This is a genomic window from Acidobacteriota bacterium, assembly GCA_016184105.1.
GTDB lineage: Bacteria > Acidobacteriota > Vicinamibacteria > Vicinamibacterales > 2-12-FULL-66-21 > JACPDI01.
In genome coordinates, this window is the sequence record JACPDI010000047.1 from 113,536 (window position 1) to 138,675 (window position 25,140).

The 25,140-nt window shown below is 68.3% G+C and carries 30 protein-coding genes and 1 tRNA gene; 8 read left to right on the forward strand and 23 right to left on the reverse strand.

The window, feature by feature from the left end; translation table 11 throughout:
* The first annotated feature begins 28 nt into the window (after positions 1-28).
* Positions 29-232 (forward strand): hypothetical protein, encoded by a 204-nt coding sequence (locus tag HYU53_16690; protein ID MBI2222829.1) that lies wholly within the window; start codon positions 29-31, stop codon positions 230-232.
* A gap of 60 nt (positions 233-292) precedes the next feature.
* Here HYU53_16690 and HYU53_16695 read toward each other — a convergent pair whose 3' ends face one another.
* The 7 genes from HYU53_16695 to HYU53_16725 form a co-directional block, all read right to left on the reverse strand.
* Entirely contained in the window at positions 293-1,324 is a 1,032-nt protein-coding gene (locus HYU53_16695) for an alpha/beta hydrolase family protein (protein ID MBI2222830.1), read from the reverse strand.
* Positions 1,325-1,508: 184 nt separating this feature from the next.
* On the reverse strand, positions 1,509-2,891 hold the full coding sequence (locus HYU53_16700) for an amidase (protein ID MBI2222831.1): 1,383 nt from the start codon (positions 2,889-2,891) through the stop codon (positions 1,509-1,511).
* Positions 2,869-3,021 carry a hypothetical protein gene (locus HYU53_16705; protein ID MBI2222832.1) on the reverse strand — a complete coding sequence of 51 codons (153 nt, stop codon included), beginning with the start codon at positions 3,019-3,021 and terminating at the stop codon, positions 2,869-2,871. The genes HYU53_16700 and HYU53_16705 overlap by 23 nt, the downstream gene beginning before the upstream one ends.
* A 17-nt stretch (positions 3,022-3,038) precedes the next feature.
* Positions 3,039-3,716 carry a hypothetical protein gene (locus HYU53_16710; GenBank protein MBI2222833.1) on the reverse strand — a complete coding sequence of 226 codons (678 nt, stop codon included), beginning with the start codon at positions 3,714-3,716 and terminating at the stop codon, positions 3,039-3,041.
* Between the two features lie 151 nt (positions 3,717-3,867).
* Positions 3,868-4,644, reverse strand: a complete 777-nt coding sequence (locus HYU53_16715; GenBank protein MBI2222834.1) for a DsbA family protein — start codon at positions 4,642-4,644, stop codon at positions 3,868-3,870.
* 9 nt (positions 4,645-4,653) lie between these two features.
* Positions 4,654-5,001 carry a carboxymuconolactone decarboxylase family protein gene (locus tag HYU53_16720; GenBank protein MBI2222835.1) on the reverse strand — a complete coding sequence of 116 codons (348 nt, stop codon included), beginning with the start codon at positions 4,999-5,001 and terminating at the stop codon, positions 4,654-4,656.
* Positions 4,994-5,302: a hypothetical protein gene (locus tag HYU53_16725; protein MBI2222836.1), complete on the reverse strand. Its 309-nt coding sequence runs from the start codon at positions 5,300-5,302 to the stop codon at positions 4,994-4,996. Before HYU53_16725 ends, HYU53_16720 begins: the two co-directional genes overlap by 8 nt.
* A gap of 66 nt (positions 5,303-5,368) precedes the next feature.
* Between HYU53_16725 and pyk the strand changes: the two genes are divergently transcribed.
* Positions 5,369-6,769, forward strand: a complete 1,401-nt coding sequence (pyk, locus tag HYU53_16730) for a pyruvate kinase (GenBank protein MBI2222837.1) — start codon at positions 5,369-5,371, stop codon at positions 6,767-6,769.
* Between the two features lie 19 nt (positions 6,770-6,788).
* Here the strand turns inward: pyk and HYU53_16735 are convergent, their stop codons facing one another.
* Genes HYU53_16735 through HYU53_16750 form a run of 4 tightly spaced genes read right to left on the reverse strand, consistent with a single transcriptional unit; the run spans position 6,789 to position 9,154 of the window.
* Positions 6,789-7,091: a hypothetical protein gene (locus HYU53_16735; protein MBI2222838.1), complete on the reverse strand. Its 303-nt coding sequence runs from the start codon at positions 7,089-7,091 to the stop codon at positions 6,789-6,791.
* Positions 7,092-7,093: 2 nt separating this feature from the next.
* A complete protein-coding gene (locus HYU53_16740) occupies positions 7,094-8,194 on the reverse strand; it encodes an APC family permease (protein ID MBI2222839.1) in 1,101 nt (366 codons plus the stop codon).
* Positions 8,191-8,646, reverse strand: a complete 456-nt coding sequence (locus tag HYU53_16745) for an SRPBCC domain-containing protein (GenBank protein ID MBI2222840.1) — start codon at positions 8,644-8,646, stop codon at positions 8,191-8,193. Before HYU53_16745 ends, HYU53_16740 begins: the two co-directional genes overlap by 4 nt.
* A 52-nt stretch (positions 8,647-8,698) precedes the next feature.
* Positions 8,699-9,154: a c-type cytochrome gene (locus HYU53_16750; GenBank protein ID MBI2222841.1), complete on the reverse strand. Its 456-nt coding sequence runs from the start codon at positions 9,152-9,154 to the stop codon at positions 8,699-8,701.
* A 51-nt stretch (positions 9,155-9,205) separates the two neighbouring features.
* Here HYU53_16750 and HYU53_16755 point away from each other — a divergent pair, with 51 nt between their 5' ends.
* On the forward strand, positions 9,206-10,057 hold the full coding sequence (locus tag HYU53_16755) for an LOG family protein (protein ID MBI2222842.1): 852 nt from the start codon (positions 9,206-9,208) through the stop codon (positions 10,055-10,057).
* A 1-nt stretch (position 10,058) separates the two neighbouring features.
* Positions 10,059-10,532, forward strand: coding sequence for a DinB family protein (locus HYU53_16760; protein MBI2222843.1), 474 nt, complete (start codon positions 10,059-10,061; stop codon positions 10,530-10,532).
* Between the two features lie 10 nt (positions 10,533-10,542).
* On the opposite strand, the gene HYU53_16765 is transcribed toward HYU53_16760, so the two are convergent.
* A complete protein-coding gene (locus HYU53_16765) occupies positions 10,543-11,727 on the reverse strand; it encodes a DUF1343 domain-containing protein (protein MBI2222844.1) in 1,185 nt (394 codons plus the stop codon).
* A gap of 26 nt (positions 11,728-11,753) precedes the next feature.
* Between HYU53_16765 and HYU53_16770 the strand changes: the two genes are divergently transcribed.
* Positions 11,754-12,527 (forward strand): ParA family protein, encoded by a 774-nt coding sequence (locus HYU53_16770; GenBank protein MBI2222845.1) that lies wholly within the window; start codon positions 11,754-11,756, stop codon positions 12,525-12,527.
* A gap of 187 nt (positions 12,528-12,714) precedes the next feature.
* Positions 12,715-13,041, forward strand: a complete 327-nt coding sequence (locus HYU53_16775; GenBank protein ID MBI2222846.1) for a hypothetical protein — start codon at positions 12,715-12,717, stop codon at positions 13,039-13,041.
* A gap of 12 nt (positions 13,042-13,053) precedes the next feature.
* Here the strand turns inward: HYU53_16775 and HYU53_16780 are convergent, their stop codons facing one another.
* The gene (locus HYU53_16780) at positions 13,054-13,239 is read right to left on the reverse strand and encodes a hypothetical protein (GenBank protein ID MBI2222847.1); all 186 of its coding nucleotides are present in this window, start codon (positions 13,237-13,239) and stop codon (positions 13,054-13,056) included.
* 32 nt (positions 13,240-13,271) lie between these two features.
* Positions 13,272-14,414, reverse strand: a complete 1,143-nt coding sequence (locus HYU53_16785) for an ATP-binding protein (protein ID MBI2222848.1) — start codon at positions 14,412-14,414, stop codon at positions 13,272-13,274.
* Positions 14,415-14,557: 143 nt separating this feature from the next.
* Between HYU53_16785 and HYU53_16790 the strand changes: the two genes are divergently transcribed.
* Positions 14,558-15,634: a PAS domain S-box protein gene (locus HYU53_16790; protein ID MBI2222849.1), complete on the forward strand. Its 1,077-nt coding sequence runs from the start codon at positions 14,558-14,560 to the stop codon at positions 15,632-15,634.
* A gap of 37 nt (positions 15,635-15,671) precedes the next feature.
* Here HYU53_16790 and HYU53_16795 read toward each other — a convergent pair whose 3' ends face one another.
* Both HYU53_16795 and HYU53_16800 read right to left on the reverse strand, forming a co-directional pair.
* Positions 15,672-17,018 (reverse strand): S8 family serine peptidase, encoded by a 1,347-nt coding sequence (locus HYU53_16795; GenBank protein ID MBI2222850.1) that lies wholly within the window; start codon positions 17,016-17,018, stop codon positions 15,672-15,674.
* Positions 17,019-17,203: 185 nt separating this feature from the next.
* Positions 17,204-17,920 carry a DUF1697 domain-containing protein gene (locus tag HYU53_16800; GenBank protein ID MBI2222851.1) on the reverse strand — a complete coding sequence of 239 codons (717 nt, stop codon included), beginning with the start codon at positions 17,918-17,920 and terminating at the stop codon, positions 17,204-17,206.
* A 514-nt stretch (positions 17,921-18,434) separates the two neighbouring features.
* On the opposite strand from HYU53_16800, the gene HYU53_16805 reads away from it, so the two are divergent.
* Positions 18,435-18,737: a hypothetical protein gene (locus HYU53_16805; protein MBI2222852.1), complete on the forward strand. Its 303-nt coding sequence runs from the start codon at positions 18,435-18,437 to the stop codon at positions 18,735-18,737.
* Positions 18,738-18,774: 37 nt separating this feature from the next.
* Here HYU53_16805 and HYU53_16810 read toward each other — a convergent pair whose 3' ends face one another.
* The 7 genes from HYU53_16810 to gap form a co-directional block, all read right to left on the reverse strand.
* Positions 18,775-19,545 carry a hypothetical protein gene (locus HYU53_16810; GenBank protein MBI2222853.1) on the reverse strand — a complete coding sequence of 257 codons (771 nt, stop codon included), beginning with the start codon at positions 19,543-19,545 and terminating at the stop codon, positions 18,775-18,777.
* A 37-nt stretch (positions 19,546-19,582) separates the two neighbouring features.
* Positions 19,583-21,151, reverse strand: a complete 1,569-nt coding sequence (locus HYU53_16815; GenBank protein ID MBI2222854.1) for a Fic family protein — start codon at positions 21,149-21,151, stop codon at positions 19,583-19,585.
* Between the two features lie 498 nt (positions 21,152-21,649).
* Positions 21,650-21,736 (reverse strand) — tRNA-Leu (locus tag HYU53_16820).
* 53 nt (positions 21,737-21,789) lie between these two features.
* On the reverse strand, positions 21,790-22,050 hold the full coding sequence (secG, locus tag HYU53_16825) for a preprotein translocase subunit SecG (protein ID MBI2222855.1): 261 nt from the start codon (positions 22,048-22,050) through the stop codon (positions 21,790-21,792).
* Positions 22,051-22,059: 9 nt separating this feature from the next.
* The gene (locus tag HYU53_16830) at positions 22,060-22,827 is read right to left on the reverse strand and encodes a triose-phosphate isomerase (protein ID MBI2222856.1); all 768 of its coding nucleotides are present in this window, start codon (positions 22,825-22,827) and stop codon (positions 22,060-22,062) included.
* A gap of 30 nt (positions 22,828-22,857) precedes the next feature.
* Positions 22,858-24,051 carry a phosphoglycerate kinase gene (locus HYU53_16835; GenBank protein ID MBI2222857.1) on the reverse strand — a complete coding sequence of 398 codons (1,194 nt, stop codon included), beginning with the start codon at positions 24,049-24,051 and terminating at the stop codon, positions 22,858-22,860.
* Positions 24,052-24,062: 11 nt separating this feature from the next.
* The gene (gap, locus tag HYU53_16840; protein MBI2222858.1) at positions 24,063-25,070 is read right to left on the reverse strand and encodes a type I glyceraldehyde-3-phosphate dehydrogenase; all 1,008 of its coding nucleotides are present in this window, start codon (positions 25,068-25,070) and stop codon (positions 24,063-24,065) included.
* Between the last annotated feature and the right edge of the window lie 70 nt (positions 25,071-25,140).

A 25,140-nucleotide genomic window follows, 5' to 3' on the forward strand; every position in this document is an offset into this window, starting at 1 on the left:
GATCGCCGTCCAACGTACGAAGGGATTCATGAGCCTCGGCCGTATCAGCCTCAGCCTGTTTGGCGTCGTTGGCCTGGTGGCGGCGGCGCTGGCGGGCGCGACCATCTGGCTGTTGGTGACCGATCCCGTGACGGTCGCCGACGCGGTCGCCACCGGCGAGGTTTCTCCCCTGATGCGCGCGCTTGCCGTGGTACTCGCCGACGCGCTGCGCGATCTTGTCAAATACCTGTAAGGGGGACAGTCACACTTCTCATGCCTGCACGCGAGAAGTGTGACTGTCCCCCTTCTTGCGTCAGAGGCTCTTCCGCAGGAAGCGAACCAGCACGTACCCGTCCATCCAGCTGAAAGGCGCCACGCCGGTGCTGTAGTGCCCGCAGGGCAGCACGGCCACTTCGTGGTCCACCCCGCGCGCGGAGAACTCGTCGACCAGCATGCGCGAGAGGCGCACGGGAAACGAGAGATCGTACCGCGCGTACACCAGCAGCACCTTGCGATCCTTCACGCGGTCGAGAAACGGAAAGGGGCTGATCGGCAGCCACATCCGCCGCAGACCTTCGAGGTCGATGTGGCCGTCCAGCCCCTGGCGCACGTGGGCGGTCGACAGCCCTTCCCACACGACGTCGGCGAAGTACGGCGAAATGTGGTTGAGCGCGGCCGCGCGGATGAGCGGCTCGTGAGCCGCGGTGAGCATCGCGAGGCACGATCCGAGGCTCGTGCCGAGGATGCCGATGCGCTCGTAGCCCTGCGACGCCAGCCAGGCGATCGCACGGCGCGCGTCGAGCACCGCCTGCCGGCACACCTGCGCGGTTCGCACGATGTTCGAGCTGACGATGTAATCCGCGCGGGTCAGCTCCGGAGGCATGCGCGCGTCGTGATAGGGAAGGCTCAGGCGGAGCGCCGAGATCCCGAATCGCGACAGCAGCCGCGCCAGGCCGACGTGACCATCGGCGTCGGCGTTCCACTGCGGCAGCACGAGGACGGCTCGCTTCGACTCGGCGGCACGGCCGCGCGCCGCCCCGCTCAGGGCAGGAAACAGCCGCGCGTGCACCGTGTTGTTCTCCTCGTGCGGCGTCGTGAGCGCGCTCGGAAACGTCAGCCGATCGCCGTCGAAATGGTACTGGCGGGTCGGCGGTGCGTGATAGAACGCGTCGCTGTCCTGCATCACCGTGGCCGACCACGCGTCCACGATCTCGGCGGGCGGCGCGTCGGGCGTCACGCCCGCGGCATCGAGCCACTCCAGTCCCCACTCGAAGGGACGGACGATGCGATCCTTCGAAACGGCGGCGAGGCGGCGTTCCCAGGCGTGAAAGAGCCAGCTCAGCATTGGCGCGAGGGGTTCGAGGGGCTCGAGGGGTTCGAGGAGGCAAGGGTGTTGCAGCCGGCCCTCGTATGACCGTCGAGCATCCGGCGAAACCTGACGTGCCTCGGCCGGGAGAAGTGGTGGATCGCCCGCCGACCGAGCGGCCCCCGAAGCGGCCGGGGGGGGAACCCGACCGGAAACCCGACATTCATCCGGTGCCGCCCCCGACCGATCCTGGCCCGGGACCGATCTGAGCCTCGCAGGCGAGCGCGATGCGCAGCAGCTCGCGCGTCGCGCCGCGGCGCGCCGCGATCTGACAGCCGCACGGGAGGTTGTCGCGGGTGACGCCCATGGGCAGCGACAGCGCGGGGTGCCCCGTGATGTTGAACGTCTGCGTGAGCTTCAGCGTCAGGCCGCGCACGGCTTCCTTCACGCCTTCGATCTCGACGGACGCGGCGCCGAGCGGCGGCGCGGGAATCGCGAGCGACGGGAGCAGCAGCGCGTCGGCGTCCGCCAGCGAGGCGTCCACGGCCTTGATCAGCACGTCGCGGCCGCGCATCGCACGCACGTAATCCTCGCCGAGGATGTAGCGCCCCATCTCGAGCCGGGTGCGCACGCCGGGCACATACTTCTCCGGGACCGCATCGAGCGTTGCCGCGTGATACTCCATCGCTTCGGCCATGACGATGTGCAGGTATACCGCGGGAACAAACGTCGCGTGCTCGATCGCGCCGCGCGTCACGCGGTGCCCGGCGTCCTCGAGATGGCGGCACGTCTCTTCGAACCGCGCCCGCACGTCGGGATCCAGGCGATCGAGATAGAACGGAACGGGGACGACGAAGTGCAGCGGCGCGGCGGCTGGCGTCCATTCGGCCGCGCTCGACATGCGGCCCGACAGCGCCTCGTACATCAGCGCCGCGTCGAGGACCGACCGCGTCATCGGGCCGACGTGGTCGAGCGTGCGGCTGAGCGGCACGACCCCCTCCACGGGAATCTCGCCGGCCGTGGGTTTGAGCCCGACGATGCCGCAGGCCGCGGATGGAATGCGGATGCTGCCGCCCGTGTCGGTGCCGACCGAGGCGACCGACATGCCGGTCGAAACCGCGATCGCGGATCCGCCGCTCGATCCGCCGGGCGAGCGCGACGGGTCGAACGGATTGTGCGCCGCCCCGAACGCGGAGTCCTCGGTCGTCGTGCCGAACGCGAACTCGTGCAGGTTCGTCTTGCCGATGAGGACCGCGCCCGCCTGCCGGAGCCGGCTGACGACGGGCGCATCGGCGGCGGCGCGGTGGCCCTCGCGCACCCGTGAGGCCGCCGTCGTCGGAAGGCCGGCGACGTCGATCAGATCTTTCAGCGACACGGGAATGCCGTGGAGCGGGCCGCGATAACGGCCGGCCGCGATCTCGCGGTCTGCCTGCTCGGCCTGGGAGCGCGCGGCGTCCTGCGTCACCGTGATGAACGCGTTCAGCGCGCGGTGGCGGTCGATTTCGCGCAGGCACGCGTCCACCAGATCGGCGCTGCGCAGTTCGCGTGCGCGGACGCGCTGGCCGAGCGCATGAAGGGTGAGGCTACTGACCGTGCCCGTCTGCATGCTGGTTCCACGGCGCCGCGCGCAGCAGCCGCGTGGCGGCCGCGAGCGATTCAAGGATGGGCACGAGATCGTCGAGGCCGCGCCGCCGCGCGTCTGCTGTTGCCGCCTCGAGCCACTGTTCAATGGTCATGGCACGTTCCCTCATCATTAGAAGCTGACGCTCGTCCGCAGCGCGAGCGGCACGGTGAGGAACTTGTGCGCGATCGGGCGGTCGAGGCGGTTCATCGCGACCTTCAGCGCCAGGTCGACGGCGATCGGCCCGACGACGAGCCCGCCGCCCGCTTCGGCGAACAGGCGGGTGCCGTCGCTGAGCGTGCTGCGAATGAGTCCGGCGCCGCCCGCAAGGAAGGCACGGCTCCCCAGACCCCAGCCGGGGGATCGGTCCGAGACGTACACGCCGACGCTCGCGTCGAACGCGCGCGCGTCGGTCAGCGCGTAGCTCGAGACGGTGGCGGGCCCGTCGAACGCGATTCGAATCACCGGCAGATCCTCGCGGCTCGCGCGAATCCCCAGCGTCGATCCGGCCGACAGCCCGAAGGGATACACCGTCACGCCGAACCCGCGGCCGCGGCGCCTGAATTCCAGCACCTCCACCTTCGTCAGCTCGTCGCGCGAGCGGTAGTCGTAGGTTTCGCGCTGCGCCTCGGCGACCTCGCGCCCCACCAGCTCCCGCACGGGCCAGTCGGCAAAATGGAGCGGCCGCGTGTGCTGCTGGTCGAGGCTGACGCTCACGAACTGCCGGCGCGGGGCCGCGGACTGCGCGTGCGCGCCCGCGGCGAGAGCGGGCATCACGACCAGCACCGCCGCGCACGCGGCCCCTCGCACGTGGCACCTCGCACGTCGCACGTGCCCCGGCGCACGTCGCACGTGGCACCTCGCACGTCGCACGTGCCCCGGCGCACGTCGCACGTGGCACCTCGCACGTCGCACGTGGCACCTCGCACGTCGCACGTGGCACCTCGCACGTCGCACGTGACTACTGTGCCAGCAGCTCATCGATCGTCTGCTTGAACCGGTCGTACGGATACGCCCCGCGCAGCACGCGCACGACCTTGACCGTGTTGCTGCCCGGTTCGGTCATGCCGAAGAAGATGGCGGGCGTGCCCGTGGCGCCAAGATTGACCGCCTCCTGCACGCTCGCGTTGACGGCCGCCGTGTACCGCCCGCTGTCGAGACACTGCTTCAGGCGTGCCGGGTCGACGCCGACCGCCTTGCCGTGCTCGAGAAGCTCGGCCGGGGAGAGCTGGCGCGGGTTGGCGAACAGCCGCTCCCACATCTCCCAGTACTTGCCCTGGTCGCCCGCGCAATTGGCCGCCTCGTGCGCCTTCGGCGCCTGCGGGTGCAGCGAGTCGATGGGGAAATCGCGAAACACGTAGCGCACCTTGCCCGTCTGGATGTATTCGCGATCGATCTGCGGCATCGTCTCGCGCACGTGCCGGCCGCAGTACGGGCACTGGAAGTCCGAGAACTCGATCATCGTCACTTTCGCGTCGGCGCGGCCGCGCGCCGGGGCGTTGGTGATGTTGATGGGCACCTGCTGCGGCTGCGGATCGCGGGCCTGGTTGAGGGCGGCCAGGAGCTGCCCGAGCTGCTGCTCGACTGTCTGCAGGCGTGACTTGAGCGCCTCGACGTCTTTGCGGAGCGCCGCGACGTCCGACGCGCCGGCCGAGCCCTGTTGCCCCATGCCGACGGCGCCGACCGCGATGCCCGCGGCCAGCAGACCGACGCCGGTGACGATCGAAATGGACTTCATGTCTGCAGCCTATGCCATCTGTTCGACCTCGTCCAGCGTCGCGACGGCACGGCGGAGGTGCGGGATGGTGATGGACCCGCCCACGACGAGGGCGACGTTGAACGCCTCGAAGAACTCGTCGCGCGTCGTCCCCTCCTCGCGGCAGCGCGCGATGTGATACGTGACGCAGTCGTCGCAGCGCAGCACGAGCGAGGCGACGAGCCCCAGCAGCTCCTTGGTCTTGACCGGCAGGGCGCCCGGCTCGTAGGCGCGCGTGTCGAGCGCGAAAAACCGCTTGATCTCCAGGTTGCCCGATTCGAGGATGCGCGCGTTCATCTTCTCGCGGAACGCGCGGAACTGGTCCAGTCGCTCAGCCATCGAGTTCACCGTTCTCCCGCAGCAGCCCGAGCAGCCGATCGCGGTGCCGCGACGCGCGCTCTCGCGCGTCGGCGGCCAGCACGATCAGATCGAACGGCCCGGAGACTTTGTGGACGAGCAGTCCCGGGTCGCCCAGCATCACGCTGACGCGCGCGCCGGGGGCGCCGGCGCGGAGCGCGGCCGTCACCGCGTCGGCCGCGGGCCGATCTCGCGCGAAGCAGATGACCATCGCCGCCGGCGCGAGCCGCGCCGCGAGGCGCGCGGCGTCAGCGGCGGCGCCGCCGACGAGGAGCGCCCGCATGTGCTGCATATTCCCGCCGGCCGTTGCCTCCGGCGGATCTGAAATTGTAAGCTGAAGCCCGCGCGCATGCGGCACACCAAGATCATCGCCACGGTCGGCCCCGCGAGCCAGTCCGACACCACGCTGGCCGAGCTTGTCGAGGCGGGCGTCGACGTCTTCCGTCTGAATTTCTCTCACGGCACCCAGCAGACGCACGCGGACGTGTTCGCCCGGGTGCGACACGCGGCGCGCGGCGCCCGGCGGCATGTCGCGATCATGCAGGACCTGGCCGGGCCGAAAATCCGCACCGGCCGGCTCACCGGCGGAGGCCCCGTGGCCCTCGAGGAAGGGGCCACGCTGCGTATCGAGATCGGCGAGGGTGAGGGGAGCGCCTCGCGCGTATTTTCCGCGTACGCGCCGCTGGCTGCCGCGGTGCGCCGCGGGGATCGCCTGCTCCTCGACGACGGGCGGATCGAGCTGCAGGTCGCGGGGGCGGATGGGCAGGGGATCGACACCCTCGTGGTGAACGGCGGCCCGCTCGGCGAGCGGAAGGGCATCGCCGCCCCCGGCGTGCCGCTGCCGTCCTCTGCGCTGACGGAGAAGGACGTCTCCGACCTGCGTTTCGGCCTCGAGCTGGGCGTCGACCTGGTCGCCATCAGCTTCGTGCAGACCGCGGACGATATCCGCGCCGCGCGGGACGTGATGCGGCGCGTCGGGCGCGAGGCCAGCGTCATCGCGAAAATCGAGCGCGCGAGCGCCGTCGATCACATCGACGCGATCCTCCAGGAGGCCGACGGCGTCATGGTCGCCCGCGGCGACCTCGGGCTGGAGCTTCCCTTCGAGCGCGTCCCGACCGTGCAGAAAGCCATCGCGCGCCGCGCGCGTGAACGCGGGCTGCCCGCCATCGTCGCCACGCAGGTGCTGGAATCCATGCGGTTCGAGCCGCGGCCCACCCGCGCGGAGGTGAGCGACGCCGCCAACGCCGTGGAAGAGGGCGTGGACGCCATCATGCTGGCAGGGGAGACCGCGGCGGGGCAGTTCCCCGTCAGGGCGGTGCGGGCGCTCGATGCCGTGCTGCGCGAGGCGGAGCGCATGCTGCCCGACGCCACGACCGTGGAGCCGTCGGTCGATCCGACGCGCACGGGCCACGGCCGCGCGCTGTGCGAGGCGGCGGTGACCCTGGCTCGCACCGGACAGGCGGACGCCATCGTCGCGGTGACCCGCGGCGGCAAGACGGCGCGGCTCCTGTCGGCGCTCCGCCCGAAGGCCCCCATCTACGCCGCGACCGACTCGATTGCCGTCGCCGAGCGGCTCGCGCTGCAGTGGGGCGTCGTCCCGATCGTGTGCGCGCTGGGGAGCGAGCAGGAAGTCGAGCGGTCGATCGTCGCCTGCGGCGCGATCCAGGGGGAAGCGGTCGTCGTGCTTGTCAGCGTCAGCCCGAACCTCCGCCAGCCCCACTCGAATTTCCTGACGCTCAGGAGAGTCTGAGCGCGCGCGGTGCTGGAACCTAGGACCGCGAACGCCGATAGAAGCCGAGCCCCGCGGCGAGCACGACCGCCGATTGCCCGATCAGATTGAGTTCGTAATTCACCACGCTGGCAGTGCCCGGCGGCGGGACGAAGAGCAGGGCGATCGAAATGAGCGTGGCGGCCATGCCGACGAGCATGGCGGCGCGAAGGCGCGCGGTTGGCGCCGACACGAGCCGCGGCACCGACAGAAAGAGATAGATGTACGGCACGAAGTACACGAGGATCGTGAGGTTCACCAGCACGTCGTAAGTCCCGCGGGTGCTGGTGCGACGGCCGGTCACGGTCAGGAACACGCTGCCGAGGAAAATGGCGCTCGACAGGGCCCCCTGCGCGAGGAGGGCCAGGTGCGGCGTGCGAAAGCGCGGGTGCAGCCGGCCGAGCCAGGCGGGCATCGCGCGATCAACGCCCGCCGCGAAGGGCACCCGCGCGGCCCCCGCCATCCAGGAAAACGTCCCGGCAAACGCCGCCAGCGCCAGGAGCCCGCCGGTCCACGCGCCGAGCGCCCCCGCTGCGAGGCGACGAGGTTGACCGCGTCGGTGATGCCGCTCCGGTCGTGGAGCGACTCAGGTGGCAGCGCGATCAGCAGGGAGGCGGAACCAAGAATGTACACGCCGGCAACCGCGGCGCCCGCGATCAGCACGCCGCGCGGCAGCGTTCGCGCCGGGTCCTTCACCTCCTGCCCCACATGAGAGGTAATCTCGAAGCCGGAGAACGCGAAGCACATCGCCGACCACAGCGCGAGCGTGCCGAGCGATTCGGTGGCCAGCGGCGGAACCAGCTGGGACGTCGCGAACGGCGTCGCCGAACCCGTGGTGAGGAGCGCGATCGCGCCGGCCCCGATCAGCAGCGACGCCGGCAACCACACGCCCACCGTGCCGACGTTCTGCACCCGCCTGCCGCTGCGCAATCCGACGATGTTGATCGCGACCGTCAGCCAGATCCCCCCAAGGACGAACGCGATCGAATAGGCGTGCGTGTCCGCGAACGCCTGCCATGACGCGCCGCCAACCGCCAGCGCATTGGCGGCGCCAAAGAGGAGCAGCGAGGGAAAGTAGAAAAGATTGTTGACCCAGAGGCACCAGCCGCAGACGAAGCCATGGCGCGGGCCAAACGCGCGCCTCGTCCACACGTACAATCCGCCCTGGTCCGGATAGCGGCGCGAGAGCGCGATGAGCGCCGCCGCGAGCGGCAGAAAGAACGCGGCGCACGCCAGCACCCACAGCGTCAGCGACGAGGGGCCGGCGCGCGCGGCGAATGGAATCCAGCGCAGGCTGACGACGGCGACCACCGTCATCAGCACGACGTCGCGGAGTCCCAGCGCCTGAATGAAGCCGAAGCCGAAGCCGAACCCGAGGCCGCGCGCGCGGGCCTCGGCCCCGCTCATCGCGAACTCTGCTCGAGGCAGTGCCGCAGCGTCTCGAGCGCCGACCGCCAGCCTGGCCGCGTCAGCTCGTAGTAGTGCCGCCAGCGCGGCGTGTCCTCGCCACCCTGCTGTTGAACGCGCACGCGACAGCCGCCTCCCTCTGCCACGCACGTCACGTGGAGCCCCATCGGGCCGAGCGGGTCGCCGTCGGGCGGCAGCCACCACGCATCGGCCACATAGAACTCCTGTCCCTTGCGCACGTCCACGACGCGGCCGGAGAAGACGCCGCCGAGCCGCCCCAGGATCTCGTCGCGTTCCTCGGTGGCGTCCCATTCGACGGCGTACACGCCGAGCGGGCGCGGCGTAGTGATCGAGCGCGCCACCTGCCACCACGTCGCGAGCGCGGCCGGGTCGAAAAAGGCCGCGAACACGCGGGCCGGCGCGGCGCGAATGACCAGGGACTCGTCGATCACGTATCCTCGCGGGCGGCCTGTTGCGACAGGCGGGTCAAAGACGCGGCGACGGTCACTTGTCCTTCCGCAGCGTCTGCACGTACGCGACGATGGCCCACACCTGCTCGCGCGACAGTTCCTCCTTGAACGCGGGCATCTTCGGCTTCTTCCGGCCGTTCCAGACCTTGTAGAAGACGACGCCGTCCGGGTTGTGATCGGCGCGTTTCGGGTTGGTGAGGTCCATGTCGGCCATGTAATCGGGGTCGGCGTCAGGACCATCACCGACCCCCTTGGGGCCATGGCAGCGCTGGCAGTTCTTCTGGAAGAGCGCGCGCCCCGCTGCGAGCGCCTGCGGGCTCGACGGCAGCGGGCTCTGCTCCTGCGCGGCGGCGGGAGGGATCGTCCAGCCCCCTTGCCGCGCCGCCGCTTCCTGCGCGCCTGATCCGGCGACGCCCATCACGAGCACCAGGGCGCCCACGCCTGCGCCCGCCACGACCGAGCCCGGCACTCTCCAACACGAAACGTCCACGGTCCCACCTGCGGCCATGCTCCGGCGGCATGATGATACAGTTTTTCAGACATGGCCAACCATCAGCCGCTGGCGTACGAGATCCCCGAGTTCCTCCAGAGCGGCACCGCGCGGCCGGTGCGTATCCTCGCCGAGTACCTCGAGCCGTTGCGCCGATTTCAGAAACAGGACATCCAGGACACCGTCGTCTTTTTTGGATCCGCGCGCGTGCACAGCCGGACGAGGGCCGAGCGCGCGCTCAAGCGCCTGCAGGCGCGCCCGGGAAACAGCAGGGACTACCGCCAGGACCTGAAGCGCCTGCGCATCGCCGTGAAGTGGTCGCGCTACTACGAAGAGGCGCGGCAGCTCGCGCGGATGCTGACCGAGTGGTCGACGAAACTCGATTCCCACCGGCACCGGTTCGTCGTGACGTCGGGGGGCGGGCCCGGCATCATGGAGGCGGCCAACCGCGGCGCGTACGAAGCCGGCGGCAGGACGATCGGCCTGAACATCCGGCTGCCGTTCGAGCAGGGCCCGAACCGCTACATCTCGCCCGGCCTGCACTTCGAGTTCCACTATTTCTTCATGCGCAAGTTCTGGTTCGCCTACATGGCGAAGGCGCTCGTGATTTTCCCGGGAGGGTTCGGCACGCTGGACGAGATGTTCGAGCTCCTCACCCTCGCGCAGACCCAGAAGCTCTCCGCGAAGATCGACGTCGTCCTCTACGGGTCGGAATACTGGAGCCAGATCCTCAACTTGAAGCCGATGGTCGAATGGGGCGCGGTGTCCCCGGGCGACCTTGACGCACTGCACCCGGCGGATACGCCGCAGGAAGCGTTCGATCGCCTCCGCGAGCACCTGATCCGCCACCATCTCGAGCCCGAACGCCCCAAGTCGCCCGGGCTCGCCATCACGAGGGGGTAACGTGGACGACCGCACACGGAAAAGCCTGATTGACCGGTACAAGGACGGGTACCGGGCCGTCGCGGAGGCGCTGGCCGGCATCGATCCGTCCGCGCTCGATCGCCATCCCGCGCCCGGGAAATGGTCGCCGCGCGAGATCGTGCATCACCTTGCGGACAGCGAGATGGCCTCGGCGATCAGGCTGCGGATGCTGCTCGCCGAAGAGCGGCCGCAGATACACGGTTACGACCAGGAGGAGTACGCGCGGAAGCTGCACTACGACCGCCCGTACGAGAAGTCCCTCGAGGCGTTCCGCTACGCCCGCGAGACGACGGCGGAGATCCTGGAGCGGATGGGCGCGGAGGAATGGGCGCGCGAGGGCACGCACAGCGAACACGGCCGCTACACCGTGGAACGGTGGCTGCAGATCTACGCGGAACACGCGCACAAGCACGCCGAGCAGATCCGGCGCGCGCGCGCGGTGGCCGCGCGGTAGCCGCCGGCCTTCAGGCCGGCGGATACATCAGGTACGGCCGCCGGAGGTTGCCGAAGGCGGCCGCCTCGTCGCGCCACGACGCCGCGATCGCGTCCGCCCCTTCGCCGGCCTCGATCGCCTTTCGAAGCCGATCCGATCCCCACATGATGTCGATCGGCATCTTCTCGTACTCGTATTCGTACGGCGGCTCTTTCCACGCGAACCGATCCGGCGCCTGCCGCCGGAACTCCTCGATGAGCGCGACGCCGGTTCTGACCGGCTCGAGCGCGCGGCGATCCAGCACGTGGAGCTGGCACCCGCCGCACGTCTGCTTCGCGTGCTTCTGAAAGGCCGGCTCGAAGAACACGCCGCGGAAGCGAACGCCGGGAAGCCCGCGCGCGTTCATCGCATCGGCGAGCCGCTCTCCGTCGATCCATGGCGCCCCGACAAGCTCGAAGGGGCGCGTCGTGCCGCGCCCCTCGGAAATGTTCGTGGCCTCGAACAGCACCGTGCCCGGATACACGACGGCGGAGTCGAGCGTCGGGATGTTGGGAGACGGCATCACCCAGGGCACGCCCGTGTCGTCGAAGTACATCTCGCGCCGCCAGCCGTCCATCGGCACCACGTCCAGCGCCGCGCCGATTCCAAACGCCTCGTTGAACAGCTTCGCCAGCTCGCCGATGGTCATGCCGTGCCGCATCGGGATCGGGAACTGGCCGACGAACGACGTGTAGGCCGGATCGAGCACGGCCCCTTCGATGCCGACGCCGCCGATGGGATTCGGCCGGTCGCAGACGATGACCGGCACGCCGTGCCGCGCGCCGGCACGCAGGCAGTTGGCCATCGTGTACACGAAGGTGTAGATGCGCGTGCCGACGTCCTGCAGATCGACGATGAGCGCGTCGAGCCCCGCGAGCATCTCGGCCGTGGGCTCGCGGGTTTCGCTGTAGAGCGAGTACACGGCCACGCGACGGCGGGCGTCCTTCGCGTGCGGCGACTCAATCATGTTGTCCTGGAGGTCGGATCGAAAGCCGTGCTGGGGCCCGAACAGCGCGCCGATCGTCACAGGCGAGCTCCCGGCGAGCCGATCGGCGGCGTGCACCAGGTGGGCATCGATCGATGCCGGGTTGCACACGAGTCCCACGCGCGCGCCGGCGAGCCGCGTGCCGCGATCAATCTCATCAAGCAATCGGTCGAGTCCGGAACGCACCTGCATGGGGATAGAATAGCGGACCTCTGGCCGTGGTCATCGCCGTCATCAACACAAAAGGGGGCGTGGGGAAGACCACGACCGCGATCCACCTGTCCGTCCTGCTCGCCGGGCGGGGCCCGACGCTGCTCATCGACGCGGACAGCCAGGCGGGGGCGTCGCTCGGAGTCGGCATCCCGCGCGCGCGCCTCGCACCCTCGCTGGCCCACCCGTTCCTCTACGGATTGCCGCTGGAGCGCGCGATTCGCCGGGGAGTCCGGCCGGGCATCGACGTCATCACCGCGTCGGCCGACCTGGCCAACACCGATGTCGCCTTGTCGGATGCCCCAGATCGGGAGCTGTGCCTGCGCAGGACCATCGAGCCGCTGCTGCAGCGCTACCGCACCATCCTGATCGACTGCGCGCCCGGCCTGTCGCTGCTGCACATCAACGTGCTCGCCGCGGCCCAGTGGTATCTCGTGCCGGTGACGCCGCAGTACCTCTCCCTCGAGGGGGCCGCCAGCATCGTCGATGCGGGCGATCGTGTGCGCCGGCGGTTCAACGATCGGCTGCGGCTCCTCGGCATGGTGGTGACGATGGTCGATCGCGGGTCGAAGAGCGGGCGGCAGAACATCCGCATGCTGCGCGGCCATTATCGTGACGCGGTGGTTCGCCCCGAGATTCCCTTCAGCCATGCGCTTGCCGAAGCGCCGTCGTTCGGCCAGACCATCTTCGAGTACGAGCCCGCCGGGGCCGCGGCCCGCGCGTACCGCCGGCTCGGCGTGGACATCCTGCAGCGGCTCGCCCGCCGCGGGCGCGCGCATTAGGGACGGAACTGCCGCGGGGTCTTCGGTGCCGCGGTTGGCCCACGGCGGGCGCCGGACTTGAAATAAACCGCTCGCCAGTGAAGAATAGCAACCCTCTCCCCAACGAAGGCGCGGGAATTAAGGGTGGAAAGACCGTCCGCTGACCGGAGTGGTATGAGCACGTGGACCCGCATGAGCGACAGGACCCATGACACCAACGCGCAGACACACCTCCGGCAAGAGCGCCAAAGACATCTTCTCCGGTAAGAAACGTAAGCGGGGGCGCCCACCTGTCCACGACGAAGCCTGGACCAAGGTCACCGTGGTCCTGTTCAACCGCCAAATCGCGTTTCTCGATCGTCTGGCAGCGAACATACACGCGCAGAGCGGCGCCGCCATCAGCCGCGCGCAGCTCATCCGGGCGCTCGTCGACGCGTTGAGCGACGCGGACATCGACCTGACCGCCGCGACATCGGAAAAAGACCTGAAGGCGACGCTCCTCGCGCGCCTCGGCCGGTACCGGCTGGGCCTCTGACCGAGGCGCTCTTCACTCGAGCTCGCCCACGGGTTCGAGCCGATCGTGGTCCCACGAATACCGAAAGCGTCCGTGCTGCGCGCAGCGGTAGTACAGCCCCACGCGCTCGGCGACCTGCGGCTCCACCGTCATGGCGCGGCCGCATTCGGGGCACTTTGACAACTCGTCAAACCGCCGAGGGTCGAAATCATCGGTCATCGGGCGCATAGGATAGCGCAGACGCGGAGCCTTTAGAACGTTCGCCGTGCGACCCATTCGCGGAGCAGCGAGTCGTTCACGAGGTAGCGGTCCTCCTCGCGCGCCACGATGTCTTCGCGTGTCAGCGCCGTGAGGGCGGCCTGCACGGTCGACGTTCCCCCGAGACGATAGCGGCCGCGCACGTCCGCCGAGAGCAGCGCGCGCCCGTCGTGGAGCACCACGGCGCGCAGCGTGGCGCGCTGCACGAGCGTCAGCCGCTGCCACAGTTCCTCGAAGAGCGTGTCGTTCTGCGACAAAAGGCGCCGCAGCGTGCGGTGCAGGTCGTCCTCCGTGATTCGCGATCGCCCCGCCGCGTGCGCGTCGTCCCACGCTTCGTGGGCGAGGCGCTGCACGTCGTACGGCATGTTGCCCGCCAGTTCCACAATCGCGGCGCCCGTCCCCGCCTCCGGCGTGATTCCGGTCTTCGTGAACCGCGCCTCGACGAAGGCCGCGAACTCGTCGGGCGGGATGCGGCCCAGGCGCATGACGGGTCCCGCCTTGTAGAACGGGCGCTTCGGCCCGAGCATCCGTTCCATCAAGGTCGGCTCGGACCCGGCGAAGACGTAGCCCACATCGCGCTGGCGCTGGATTGCGGCGCGCAGGGCGTGCTCGACGGTGCCGCCGTCGAACCCGCCGATCGCCTGGAATTCGTCGAGCGCCACGACGACGCGGCGGCGGCGGGCGGCCGCGAGCTTGCCGGGCAGGGCGAAGACCTCCGGGGCCAGGCGTTCGACCTCGCGCGGCGTCGTGACGGAAGGGAAGGCGACGGTGAGCCGCGCGCCCGCCTGATCCGGCTCGACGCGAATGTCCGGCCGCGCGGCCCCGAGCGCCTGGCGGAGCCATGCCCTCGCGCGGTCCCACGGGGTCTCCGCCGAGGCGACCGCGCGGGCGTACCCTTCCAGGAACGCCAGGTACGAGCTGTAACTCGCGACGGTCAGGTCGATCGTCAGCAGCCCGCGGCGCTCGAGCGAGGCGAGCGTCCGCCGGATCAGGGAGGACTTGCCGTAGCGCCGCGGCGAGATGAGGAAGACCTTCTGGCCGCTGGACAGGTCCGTGACGAGGCGGTCGAGCTCCACCACGCGGTCGGCGAACGCCGCGAGGGGGACGACCTCGCCGTAGACGAACGGGTTCCGCATGACGTTATGATACGTAGCGATTACGTTGTTTAGCGTAGCACAGGTGGCCGGTCCCGCCGGAGGCGCCGGCTGCCGGGCCACCCTCCCCGGGCGCCCGAAGCCCGGCCGGCGCCGCGGGCGCGAAGCAGGGTAGAATCTCCACGGTGCCGATTGACGACAAGGCGAGGCTGGCGGCGATCGTCGCCTACTCGGACGACGCGATTGTCAGCAAGGACCTGGACGGGATCGTCCAGACCTGGAACCGATCGGCTGAGCGCATCTTCGGGTACACCGCCGGCGAAATGATTGGCCGCTCCATCACCACGATCATTCCAGAAGACCGCCTGCCCGAAGAAGCCGAGGTGTTCCGCCGGATTCGTGCGGGCCTGTCGGTCGAGCACTACGAAACCATCCGGCGGCGCAGGGACGGGACGCTCGTGGATATCTCGCTCACGGTGTCCCCCATCCGCGCGGCCGACGGCCGGATCGTCGGCGCGTCCAAGATCGCCCGCGACATCACCGAGCAGAAACGGCTGAGACGTGAGCTGGAAGAGGCGAGCCGGATGAAGGACGAGTTTCTCGCCACGCTCTCGCACGAGTTGCGCACGCCGCTGAATGCCGTTGTCGGGTGGGCGCACATGCTCGCCAACGAGAACCTGCCCCCGGAGGGCATCAGGCGCGGGGCGCAGGCCATCCTGCGGAACGCGCAAACGCAGGCGGACATCGTCGCCGACCTGCTCGACGTGTCCCGGATCGTGACCGGGAGCCTGCGCCTGTCGATAGAGCGGGTGAGTGCGGCGTCGTGTGTCGGCGCGGCGGTCGAGGTGGTGCAGCCCGCGGCGGACGCCAAGCGCGTGCGCATCGACGTGGGCGGCGCGTCGGAGGTCGAGCTTCGCGGCGATCCCGTGCGGCTGCGGCAGATCGTCTGGAACCTGCTGTCGAACGCGGTCAAGTTCACGCCGGCAGGAGGCTCGATCCAGGTCACCGTGCGGGTGGATGGCGATCAGGGGGTCATCGCCGTGGCCGACACGGGGCAGGGCATCTCACCCGCGTTCATGCCGTATGTCTTCGACCGTTTCCGGCAGGAGGAGTCCTCGCCCTCCCGCGCGGCGGGCGGGCTGGGCCTCGGGTTGTCGATCGCCAAGCACCTGGTCGAAGCGCACGGCGGACGGATTGACGTCGAGAGCGAGGGCGTGGGCCGCGGCGCGACGTTCACCGTGCGCCTGCCGCTCGCGAGGTAGGTTCCGGGTTCCGGGTGAACCCAGAACCCAGCACCCTCTAGAACCCGCTTACGTTGAGCCGTCCTCCCGTGACCGTCTTGCCGGCGAGCGAGGCGGTCGGCGCCACGCTGTTCAGGATCGCGGCCTTGAGAGACGCGCCGCGGTCGGCGTGCGTCGCGGCATACAGGGCCGCGCCGCCGCTGACGTGCGGGGTCGCCATCGACGTCCCGCTGTAGGACGAATACGTGTTGAAGGCGGTCGTCGAATACACGCCGGAGCCGGGCGCGGCCAGGTCGACGGTCTTCGCGCCGTAGTTGGAGAAGGACGCGAGCGTTCCGTCGCTTCTGAGCGCCGCCACCGCGATCACCGCATCCCAGCCCGCACCCGCGGTCGTGTCGTAGTTGCTCGGGTAGCTGGCCGTCGTGTCGTTATTGTCGCCCACGCCGTCCGAGCCGCCATTGCCCGCCGCGGCGACGAACAGGATGTTGTTCCGGGCGCCAGCGGTGATCGCATCCAGGAGCGCCTGCGAGAATCCGCCGCCACCCCACGAATTGCTGGTCGCGACGAGGTCGAGGCCGTGGCGGATCTTCAGGTCCGTGAAGTAATTCACGGCTTTGACCGCGTTGGCGGTCGTGCCGCCGCGGCGTCCGAGGAACTTGCCCGAGATATACGTCACCTGCCAGTTGACGCCGGCCACGCCGGCCCCGTTGCCACCCTCGGCGCCAATCGTGCCGGTCACGTGCGTGCCGTGGTCGTCCGCGGTCCCGCTCTTGCCGCCGTCGTAGATGGTGTTGTTGTTGCCGTCGAAATCCCATCCGTGGATGTCGTCGACGTAGCCGTTGCCGTCATTGTCGATGCCATCGGCGGGGTCGAACGGGTTCGTCCAGACGTTGGCGCCGAGGTCCGGATGTGTGAACTGGATGCCCTCGTCGATCACGCCGATGACGACGCTGCGCGATCCCGTGTGGTTCGCCGCCCACGCTTCGCCGGCCTGGCTGCCGTACTGGTTCGCCGGTGCGGTGGCGTCGCCGTACATGCCCCACAGCGAGCCGTTCGTGTAGTAGGGGTCGTTCGATGTGGCCGCGTGGTAGTAGACGAAGTTCGGTTCCGCGAATTCCACCGCGGGGTCGGACTGCAGCCCGCGCACCGCTGCGGCGACCGTGACCCCGGGGGGCACGCGTGCGAGTTCCAGATCGCCCTTGCCGTCACTGCGCGCGTCCGCGGCAGCGACCGTTTCGTCGAACTCCGCTCTGACGCGGGCGCGCGCGCGCCCTTTTTCCGCGTCTGACGTCCCCGCGCGGAACTGGATCAGCACTTCACCGGGCACGAACTCCGCCCCGCCGGCGGCCGCCAGGCTGGCGTGGCTGCCGCCCTGTTGCGCCAGGGGCGTCGAGGGGTTTGACATGCCGGCGACGTACACCATGAACATCACGAACCCGACCTGCAACAACACGCGAGCGCTCCTCAATCGGATCACGACGCCTCCTCTGGCAGAAGTGCCTCCATCGACCGACCCGGATGGGGTCGGACGATCTGACCGCGTGAGGATACTGAAATCGCGCGCCTCTGTCTCGCTTGTCGGTGTTTGTCCTACACGGGGCGGGCCAGCGCGGTGGCGATCGCGGTGATGGTATTCCAGTTGCGCGTGGTGACCGGCACCCCAAAGATCCGGTCGAACGCGCCGAGGTAGCTGATGGCCTTCATCTGGCGCCGGTACACGCCGAAGACGAACCGGTCGTCTCTCGCAAGGATCTTCAGCAGCCACTTGTCGCTGGAGGGAAAGAACATGGGCATCGACGGCGCCGAGCGCGGACGCCGGGACAGGACGCTCACGAAGCGGACGACGTCGGGTCGCGCGGGCTGGTCCGCGAAATGATTGTGGGACATCAGCCGCACAATCTCGCGGCCCTCGCAGATCATGATCTCAGTATCAAAGGGAAGCCTGCGTGCCAGTTCAGCGCGGAGTTGCGCTCGGGCGACTGGCCGCCGGATCACGAAGGTGCCCGCCGCGCCGATGTTGATGGCATCGAGATGCTTCAACTGTTCGGCGAGCGTACTCGGTCGGAAGGTTCTGCACCCGCCGACGTTCACCCCTCTCAGAAGAACCACGAGTGCCACGAGTTTCTCCTGACAGCCTTCGCGCGGCCTGCCGAGCCGGTCCGCCTTCGCGGCTGCGAGCTCTCGTGCCCTAGGGCGCGAGCGATTATTGGCCACGACGATTATCTGAAAGTGCTGAAGGCCGTGCGGACGCACGTGAACGCGATCGAGGCGCGCGTCCAGGAGGAGATCAGGCAGGCCAGCAAACAACGAACCTTGTCGTTGTAGACAGCGGCTGGGCTCCGATCTGGCGCCGCCCCTGCGATCACCTGATCATCATCATCATCATCATCATCGCCATCGGCACCGGCGGCGGCATCCTCATGGCGGTCACCACCACCATCATGGTCATCATGACGGCGTCCCCGCCGCCACCGCCCCCACGCCAAGGCCGCCCCGCAAATTCTTGGTACCTGCCCGACCCGCGCACGCACCACGCTAACGCCGCCGCAACCCGCGCGGCAACGGCTTCAAGTCGCTTGGTTCGATGAGGAGCATTACTTCGATTTCTCTCCACGCGCCGTGGTGGAGAAGCGGCGCTTCAGCGACTGAGAACGGGCCTCCCGCCGTTTCGCCCAAAATCAACCCTGTGTTCGCGCCGTCGAAAGCGGGGCTTTCACTTCCGAGCGACCCAGGCCCCACAGAACGCCCGCGATGCAATAATATGTGTCAAAACCCTCTGAATTAGGGTGTTTTGATACATTACATTGCTTAAGTTGGCCGCGTGGCCGACCCTTACTACATCGGCGAGGCGGCCAACATCCTCGGGACCGCCAGCCGCCGCTTTGACTGGAACAAGGCCGCTGATTATCTCGAGCGTATCAGCTCCGGTGCTCTTGTGCGGCGTGTCGGCTGGATCGCCGATCACGTCAAGGCGGACGTTCCTCCTGAAGCGCAAGAAGATCAGCAAGGACCGTTAGATGCTCAGACGCCCCCAAGTGCAGCGCTACGCCGCCCCTTCGGGCAGCGCCGCATCGCGCAGCTTGAACAGGCTCAGGAGCAAGCGCGCCATGAATGGCGAGGATGATCCTTCATCGGCGAATTTCTTGACCACCCAGCTCGTCTCATCCGGCCGCACCACCATGTTCGATTGCCGGTGAAACCGCGCCAGCATGCCCTGGAAATCGGCTTCGGTGATCGGCAACGCGTACGAAATCTGCAGCCCCGGCCGGCGCACGAGGCCGCTCTTGGCTGCAACCGGCCCGAGAAAGACTAGCAACATCTCCAACGGCAGCTCGCCGCGCCGCAAGATGACCCACCACGAAGGACAATATGCGGTTCAGCGTGGCAGCGCCCGAGGGCTTCATCACCATGACGATGTACATGGGCGCGGCGTAGGAGAGCGTCTCTCCGGGCAGGAGGAAGTCGCCCGTGACGTTCTCGCCGGGAAACTGCGCGCTGTATTGAACGAGCCCCGTGTCGGCTACCGCGACCATGTCCGGCCATAGCGTCGCCGGCATTTCGGTGTTCAGACGCTGCATCTCTTCGGCGACGGCTTCGAGATTCAACTGCGAGCGCCGGGCGAGAATCACGCCGAGTAATTCGCTTCGCCGTCCGGCGTCACCCGACCGCGGCGTCTCCTGCCACAGCCGTTTCGCCCCGGCGATGCGCGCATAACCCTCGCGAAAGTTTTCGAGGCTCAATGTGAACACCACGCAGGCAAACGGCGCGCTCTGCCGCCCGCCCACTCCCTCGAGCGTTGCCGGACCTGCCAGGTATGGCCGGCCCACGAACGTGGACACGAACGCGCCAAGGGTTCGCGCAAGCGAATCCCTCTCCGCCGCCAATACCGCACGCCCGGCTTCAAGCACCCTCTCCGGCAGAGTCATGTCCAATCACATCGCTTGCTTACGCCTCGATCCGCCGCGCCCTTCATGACCGCGCGCGCGGAAGCGGCACGGGCGGCGGCGGCTTGCCTTGCAGCCCGTCGCGCACCAGACCGCCGATGAAAGCCGCAAACGGGCCGATGTCCTGCTTCACGCTCGCGGATTCGAGCGTGGCCATGTACTCGTCACGCCGCTCAAGGGGAACGATGGTCCACGGATAGCCGCCCGCAGCCATCATCACATTCATCAGGAAGCGCCCCATCCTTCCGTTGCCGTCCATATAGGGATGGATGTAAACGAACACGAAGTGCCCGAGCACGGCGCGCACAGCCGGTTCAGGCTCCGACGCGAGAAGCTCGAACAGCGCCGGCATGCAATCGCGCACCGCCTCGCGCGGCGGCGGCACATGCATCGAGCGCCGGATATAAACCGGTCCGCTGCGGTAGCCCGCCAGATCGGCAGCGCTGATGATGCCCGCGCTCACACTCGGTCCGAACAGCCGCCGGTACCAGCCAGAGTGATCATCGTGGCTGACCATCCCCGGATTGTCGCCGCGCAGCACTCTCCCGATACTCGCCTTCACAGCGCCGAATGCATCGTAGTACCCGCGCGCGGCGAGCGCATTGCGGTTCTCACGATCCTCGGCGTTCTGATCGGGATTCCACGCACCGCTGCGCACGCGTTCGATGAGCTCGCGGCTAACCCGGTAGCCCTCAATCGACAGGGAGTGGTAGGCATCGTTCACATACACTTCCTCAACGGCTTTCAGATACGTCTCCAGCTCGCGGGAGAGTCCGGGCGCGGCAGGAAACACATCCAGCGCAGGCTGACGCATCGCATCCCACATCAAGCGGATGCGGTTCACGTAGGGCGAAATGTCACGCCCGGCCAGCACGATGCCCGGCCGGTCCTCAAACGGATCACTCTCCCGCACCGTGTAGCCGGCCGCCGCCATCGTTTTGAGAATCTCGTCGGCGATACGCTCCTGTCCGACATTGCGGAACGCGCCGGCCAGGCGCCCGGCGATCGTGCTGTGGCCGCCCTCGAGCAGGACGGCGAGCACGTCAGAGGCGTCCTTGACGCCCGCCATGGCTGCGCGCACATCCGTTGCCGCGCGGCCGAAGTGCTGCTCCGATATCGTCACCAGCGCCGCCGGAACTGAGAACAGCCGCAGACCATCGCGCTCGACGACCTCGCTGTCTTTGGGCATCGCATAGCGCACATCAAACAGCGACGTGCCATGCGGCAGCGCGGTGGGCTTGTTGCCGCCCTTGGGCGTGCGCACGAGCAACTGCGCCGGCACGGCCCTGTTACCGGCGTGCAAGGAGAGCGATTGCTCGGGAGAAAGGCACCAGTCCTTCCCGAAGCGCGCGGCCAGATAGGCGGCGCAGAAATCCCAGAACGAGGCGTACCACGGCGTGCTGTCGCCCGGCGCCTCGTCCGGCCGCGCGGGGATGTACCAGCCCTTGATCACTTCCCGCAGGAAACCGGCGCCGAGCAGGCGCTCGCGGTGCGTACGACTCAAATCAGCGGAGCGGATTGCCACGACGCTGCGCGCCTGCAGCGCGTGCAGGGCATCAAGAGACTCAGCCAGCTTTTCCTGCGGCGTTGCCATCGCTTCTATCCAGGGTCATGGGCGCGGCGGGCCATTTATAGGGAATGGCGCCGCGCATATCATAGGTTATTGAGTTGTAGCATTTATAGGTTATTGCGTCAAGCAAATCGTAGGTTATTGTGCTCCACGGCCAGCAGGACCCAGGTTCTTCCGCAGAAACACGATGGCCAGACTGTTTCGAGCCCGCCTTGCGCGGGCCACACCAAACAAGCCTCGCAGCAACGCATCAAGGGGAGGCCGGACGGCGGCAGAGAGTCTTGCGGGGAGGGTGGCTGATCCCGGTCAACCCGGGAATCGAGGCCTCGATAACAGCCAGTCTTAGTCTAAGGGGCCTAACCCAAGCCATCTCTGGCCGGGGTATTCACGATCGTCAAGTTTCTAAGCCAAAAAACTTGACACTTCCCGGCGAAAGCGTCCGCGAAGGGAGCCGAAGCCCCTTCTTGACAACAGACTTGACAACATGACAACCAACGGCCTCTCAGAATAGCCGTAAGTTATTGGTGCGGAAGAAAGGATTCGAACCTTCACGGGATTGCTCCCGCCAGCCCCTCAAGCTGGTGCGTCTGCCAGTTCCGCCACTTCCGCGAGGAGGTGGTCGCGGCCCTGAGGACCGCGACGCTTCTGTCTGCTTTACCGCGTTACTGCCCGACGACCGACGCGCCGCCGCGCTGGCCGTAGACGGCGAGCGCGAGCGCGCCGATGAGAAACAGCGCGCCGAGAATGGCCGAGGCGCGCGTCAGCACCGTGCCGGCGCTGCGGGCGCCAAACGCCGACTGCGTGCTCCCGCCGCCGCCAAACGCGCTGGCGATGTCCCCCCCTTTGCCCTGCTGCAGCAGGACGACCAGCAGCAACAGGAAGCAAACGAGGACGTACACGGAGGCGAGCAGGTAGTAAAGCATAGCTGCCGATTATACCGTGGCCTGCCGGCTTCGCGCCACTATCTCGAAGAAGCTGCGCACCTCGAGGCTGGCGCCGCCCACCAGCGCGCCGTCGACGTCGGGCAGCGCCACGAGGTCCCGCGCGTTGTCCGGTTTGACGCTGCCGCCGTAAATCACGTGGCACTGGTCCGCCGCCGGGCCGCCGAACCACTGGCGCAGCCGCGAGCGGATGTGCGCGTGCGCCTCGTTGGCCTGCGCCGGCGTGGCGTTTCGCCCGGTGCCGATCGCCCACACCGGTTCGTAGGCGACCACGAGCGAGGCGACCTGCTCGCCGGTCACCGCGTCGAGCCCATCCTTCATCTGCCGGTCGAGCACCGCCATCGTCTCGTTGCGCTCGCGCTCCTCGAGGGTCTCGCCGATGCAGACGATGGGCGTCAGCCCGGCCGCGAGCGCGGCAATCGTCTTGCGATTGACCGTCGCATCCGTCTCGTGAAACAGGCGGCGGCGCTCCGAGTGGCCGATGATGACGTACTCGGCCCCCGCCTCCTTGATCATCGCCGCGCCGATCTGCCCCGTGAACGCTCCCTCGCGCTCCCAGTGCATGTCCTGCGCGGCGATGCCGATATTGGCGTTGCGCGCCGCCTCCGCGGCGGCATGGATCGCCGTGAACGGCGGCGCGATGACGATCTCCGCATCGGCGATGTCCTTCACGAGGCTCCGGAATTCCTTGATGTAGACGACCGCATCGTGCACGGTCTTGTACATCTTCCAGTTGGCGGCGATGAACGGCACACGCATAGAGATCACCAAATCACCAAATCACCAAATTCATTTATCGGGCAACACCGCCACCCCCGGCAGCGTGCGGCCGCCCAGGAACTCCAGCGATGCGCCGCCACCGGTCGAGATGTGCGTCACGCGGCCGGCCACCCCGGCCTTCTTCACCGCGGCAATCGAGTCGCCGCCGCCGATGATCGTCGTGCCGTTCACGTCGGCAACGGCCCTGGCCAGCTCGATCGTGCCGCGCGCGAAGTCGTCGATCTCGAAGACTCCCATCGGCCCGTTCCAGACCACCGTCTTCGCCGACGCGATCCGGCCCCGGTACCGGCCGATGGTCCTCGGGCCGATGTCGACCCCCATCCGCTGCCCGATCGCCGCGTCCCCCACGTTCAGCATCTCGTGCGGCGCACCCGCTTCGAGCTTCGCCGTGACGAGGTGATCGATCGGCAGCTCCAGGTCGAGGCCGCGCTCGCGCGCGCGGCGCTCGATCTCGCGCGCGGCGTCCTGGAGGTCCGCCTCCACGAGCGAGGCGCCCACGGGCACGCCGCGCGCCAGCAGGAACGTGTACGCCATCGCCCCGCCGATGACGAGCGCGTCGACCCGCGCGAGGAGATTCTGGATCACTTCGAGCTTGTCGGACACCTTCGCGCCGCCAAGCACAGCCACGAAGGGGCGCTCGGGGTCTCCAAGCGCACGGCCGAGGTACTCGATCTCGGCCGCCATCAGCAGCCCGGCGGCAGCCGTCTTCACGTGGTGCACGATCCCCTCGGTGGAGGCGTGCGCGCGGTGGGCCGAGCCGAACGCGTCGTTGACGTACACGTCAGCCAGCGCCGCGAGTTGCCGCGCGAAGCCGGCGTCGTTCTGTTCTTCCTCCGGGCGGAACCGCAGGTTCTCGAGCAGGACGATTCCCCCGGGGCCATGCTGCCCCGCGCGCTGCACGGCGGCCTGCGCCGGATCGCCCACGCAGTCTTCCGCGAACTCGACCGGACGCCGCAGCAGCTCGGACAGCCGCGCCGCCACCGGACGCAGGCTCATCTCGGGGTTCGGTTTCCCCTTGGGCCGCCCGAGATGCGACGCGCAGATCACCGTCGCACCCTGATCGAGCGCGTGGGTGATGGTCGGCAGCGACGCGGTGATCCGCGTCTCGTCGGTGATCCGTCCTCCCCTGATCGGGACGTTGAAATCGACGCGCAGGAAGACGCGCTTCCCGCGCACGTCGATGTCGCGGATGGTCTTCTTCACCCTGACGGCTCCTACAGGCCCTTTTTCGCCATGAACCGGAGCAGGTCGACGCAGCGGTTGGAGTAGCCCCACTCGTTGTCGTACCACGCGAGGACCTTCACGAAGTCGCCGTCCATGACCTTCGTGTACGGCGCGTCGAGAATCGCCGAGTGTGGATTGCCGCGGAAGTCGATCGAGACGAGTTCCTCGTCCGAATACTGGAGCAGCCCCTTCAGCGATCCGGTGGACGCCTGCCTGAACGCCGCGTTCACCTCGTCTGCCGTCGTCTTCTTGTCGAGGACGGCCGCCAGGTCCACGATCGACACGTTGGGCGTCGGCACCCGCATCGAGATGCCGTCCAGTCTTCCCTTCAGGTCCGGCATGACCTCGCCGACCGCGAGCGCCGCGCCGGTCGTGGTCGGAATGATCGAGACTGCCGCGGCGCGCGCGCGCCGCAGGTCCTTGTGCGGCAGGTCGAGCAGCTGCTGGTCGTTCGTGTAGGAGTGGATGGTCGTCATCCAGCCCTTTTTGATCCCGAACGCCTCGTGGAGCACCTTCGCGACCGGCGCCAGGCAATTGGTCGTGCACGACGCGTTGGAGATGATCTGGTGCTTCGCCGGGTCGTACGTGTCGGCGTTGACGCCGAGCACGAGGCTCACGTCGGGTCCCTTGGCCGGCGCCGTGATGATGACCTTCTTCGCCCCGGCCGCCAGGTGCTTGGCGGCGTCGTCGCGCTTGGTGAAGAGGCCGGTGGACTCGAAGACGACGTCGACGCCGAGATCCTTCCAGGGGAGCTGGGCCGGGTCTTTGACCGAGAGCACCTTGAAGCTTTCGCTGTTGACGGTAATCGTGTCCCCCTTGGCCGCGATGGCGGCGTTGAGGTTCCCGAGGATCGAGTCGTACTTGAGCAGGTGTGCCAGGGTGGCGGCGCTCGTGAGGTCGTTGACCGCCACGAAATCGATGTCCGTCGAGCCCATGGCGGCCCGCATGATGTTGCGGCCGATACGGCCGAACCCGTTAATTCCGACCCTGATAGCCATCCGTTGCCCTCCTGCGGCGAGCGATGAGTCCAGAAACTTTCTGATCGTATCCGCGGCTTGCCGGAGGGTC

Excerpts from the sequence above, each read along its gene's own strand:
- HYU53_16815 (MBI2222854.1), bottom strand. The coding sequence starts at position 21,151 with ATGGCAACGCCGCAGGAAAAGCTGGCTGAGTCTCTTGATGCCCTGCAC.
- HYU53_16690 (MBI2222829.1), top strand. The coding sequence starts at position 29 with ATGAGCCTCGGCCGTATCAGCCTCAGCCTGTTTGGCGTCGTTGGCCTG.
- HYU53_16700 (MBI2222831.1), bottom strand. The coding sequence starts at position 2,891 with ATGCAGACGGGCACGGTCAGTAGCCTCACCCTTCATGCGCTCGGCCAG.
- HYU53_16740 (MBI2222839.1), bottom strand. The coding sequence starts at position 8,194 with ATGAGCGGGGCCGAGGCCCGCGCGCGCGGCCTCGGGTTCGGCTTCGGC.
- HYU53_16705 (MBI2222832.1), bottom strand. The coding sequence starts at position 3,021 with ATGACCATTGAACAGTGGCTCGAGGCGGCAACAGCAGACGCGCGGCGG.
- HYU53_16775 (MBI2222846.1), top strand. The coding sequence starts at position 12,715 with ATGACACCAACGCGCAGACACACCTCCGGCAAGAGCGCCAAAGACATC.
- HYU53_16755 (MBI2222842.1), top strand. The coding sequence starts at position 9,206 with ATGGCCAACCATCAGCCGCTGGCGTACGAGATCCCCGAGTTCCTCCAG.
- HYU53_16830 (MBI2222856.1), bottom strand. The coding sequence starts at position 22,827 with ATGCGTGTGCCGTTCATCGCCGCCAACTGGAAGATGTACAAGACCGTG.
- HYU53_16715 (MBI2222834.1), bottom strand. The coding sequence starts at position 4,644 with ATGAAGTCCATTTCGATCGTCACCGGCGTCGGTCTGCTGGCCGCGGGC.
- HYU53_16780 (MBI2222847.1), bottom strand. The coding sequence starts at position 13,239 with ATGACCGATGATTTCGACCCTCGGCGGTTTGACGAGTTGTCAAAGTGC.
- pyk (MBI2222837.1), top strand. The coding sequence starts at position 5,369 with ATGCGGCACACCAAGATCATCGCCACGGTCGGCCCCGCGAGCCAGTCC.
- HYU53_16785 (MBI2222848.1), bottom strand. The coding sequence starts at position 14,414 with ATGCGGAACCCGTTCGTCTACGGCGAGGTCGTCCCCCTCGCGGCGTTC.
- HYU53_16765 (MBI2222844.1), bottom strand. The coding sequence starts at position 11,727 with ATGCAGGTGCGTTCCGGACTCGACCGATTGCTTGATGAGATTGATCGC.
- HYU53_16720 (MBI2222835.1), bottom strand. The coding sequence starts at position 5,001 with ATGGCTGAGCGACTGGACCAGTTCCGCGCGTTCCGCGAGAAGATGAAC.
- HYU53_16695 (MBI2222830.1), bottom strand. The coding sequence starts at position 1,324 with ATGCTGAGCTGGCTCTTTCACGCCTGGGAACGCCGCCTCGCCGCCGTT.
- secG (MBI2222855.1), bottom strand. The coding sequence starts at position 22,050 with ATGCTTTACTACCTGCTCGCCTCCGTGTACGTCCTCGTTTGCTTCCTG.
- HYU53_16795 (MBI2222850.1), bottom strand. The coding sequence starts at position 17,018 with ATGTCAAACCCCTCGACGCCCCTGGCGCAACAGGGCGGCAGCCACGCC.
- HYU53_16725 (MBI2222836.1), bottom strand. The coding sequence starts at position 5,302 with ATGCGGGCGCTCCTCGTCGGCGGCGCCGCCGCTGACGCCGCGCGCCTC.
- gap (MBI2222858.1), bottom strand. The coding sequence starts at position 25,070 with ATGGCTATCAGGGTCGGAATTAACGGGTTCGGCCGTATCGGCCGCAAC.